The following is a 1,728-nucleotide window of genomic DNA, read 5'->3' on the forward strand; positions in this document are numbered from 1 at the left end:
CACTCCCGGCCAGCGCGCTGGAAGAAGTGATTCAACAGGCTCAGGCACTGGATATGGACAAAGTCCGCGAAGAAATCGCCGCCCAGCCGGATACAACACACTGACCGCCACATCGGTGTCTGGTCAGGCGCCGACGCTTTATGATCATCACCGATGGGGTTAACGCCTGGCCGACACATGCCGCACCCCCAGAAAATGCATGTTCAGCGGAATTTCTATTTTGCGGGTTTGTTCCGCGAGCTGCTTTGAGAACGGCATATACGGGAAGGAGAGCCGGATAATCCGTTCCGCTGCCGCATCCAGGGCTTTGTTCCCCGACGACTGCTCCATGATGATGCGCTTGAGGTCTCCCTGCGGATTCAGTACCACCTTGACCTTAAGCTGCCCGACCATCTCTCCCGGGTAATTGAGATCACCGATCCGCTCCAGTTTCTGTATCCATCCGGCGATATAAAAATCCGCCACCGGCCCCTTTGGGTTCTCAAACTTCGGTAACGGCGGGCTGGCCGTTGCGGCGCGGGCCACCTGATCCATTTGTTGCTCCAGCCTGCCGATGCTGATATGGGGCAAAGCCTGGGGCTGCGCACTGGGAGACGCCGGTGTCATCTCTGGAGTTACGCGCTGCGTCAGAGGATGCGTTCGCGCCGGGACCCGACGGGGTTGCGTCACTGATCGCAGTCTCGGCTGCGGACGTGCGGCGGGCACGACCCGATGTGGCACTGCTACCGGCCTGCTGGGCGGCACGACCCGGGGCCTGGCGGGACTGGGCGCCTGGGGTCGAATGGGTCTCGGCATGATGCGGAAGGTCTTGTGGACCGTGGTTTGATTCGGTAACGCCTGCATTTTCGGCTTCTGGATGTGTACAAAGAAAAAAATACCCGCCGCCATAAGCAGGGCGGAGAGCAGCAACCAGGGCAGCAGGCTCTCGCTCCAGTGGGGCTTTTCCTCCGGAACCAGAAAATAAAACTTGTGTTCAGCGATAGCCAATCGTCCTAACCTCGCGGCCACGCCGCCCCACGCAATTCAACCCACCCCCGCTCCGCGGGCACTGGGCTTAAGCTTGAATCATCGACAGCCCTGAGTAAAGACGGCGCACCATACTCAGGCCGCGGGCCTTCGCGAACGGGGGATGTGGGGCAGAAATCCGGCCAGCACACCGAGCAAAGGCAGGAAAGCGCATATCCGATACACCACCTGGATACTCCAGACGTCTGCCAGCTCCCCGAGCAATGCAGCACCTACGCCACCCAGACCAAAAGCCAGCCCGAAAAACAAACCAGAGATGGTCCCGACCTTGCCGGGCACCAATTCTTGCGCGTACACCACAATGGCGGGGAAGGCTGAGGCCAGCAAAAAGCCAATGATCACCGTCAAAATAGCGCTTAGCGTCAGACCCACATAGGGCAAGGCGAGGGTGAAGGGCGCGATCCCCAGCAAAGAAACCCAAATCACCTTCTTGCGGCCAATCCGGTCCCCAATCGGCCCACCCATCAATGTCCCTGCTGCCACCGCCGCGAGGAAAATGAAAAGGTGCATCTGCGCTTCCTGGGTTACGATATGAAAGCGCTGTATCAGGTAGAAAATCAGGTAGCTGCTGATGCTGGTCAGATACAGAAACTTGGAAAACATCAGCACGACCAGAATGATAATGCTGCGTCGCACGAGTTTGGGAGGCAGCGTGGGCGCCACGATCTTTGCCGCCGGCCTTTTGGGCTGACGGTGCTGATG

The 1,728-nt window shown here is 59.0% G+C and carries 2 protein-coding genes; both read right to left on the reverse strand.

Annotation, left to right across the window (positions count from 1 at the left end):
• Window positions 1-159 precede the first annotated feature (159 nt).
• Complete coding sequence (locus tag AC2VNK_RS00575; RefSeq protein ID WP_486882434.1) at window positions 160-987, reverse strand: energy transducer TonB; 828 nt, start codon at window positions 985-987, stop codon at window positions 160-162.
• Window positions 988-1,101: 114 nt separating this feature from the next.
• A partial coding sequence (locus tag AC2VNK_RS00580; RefSeq protein ID WP_486882435.1) for an MFS transporter occupies window positions 1,102-1,728 on the reverse strand: 627 nt, incomplete at its 5' end.

The organism is Acidithiobacillus sp. TH-A35, assembly GCF_057473505.1.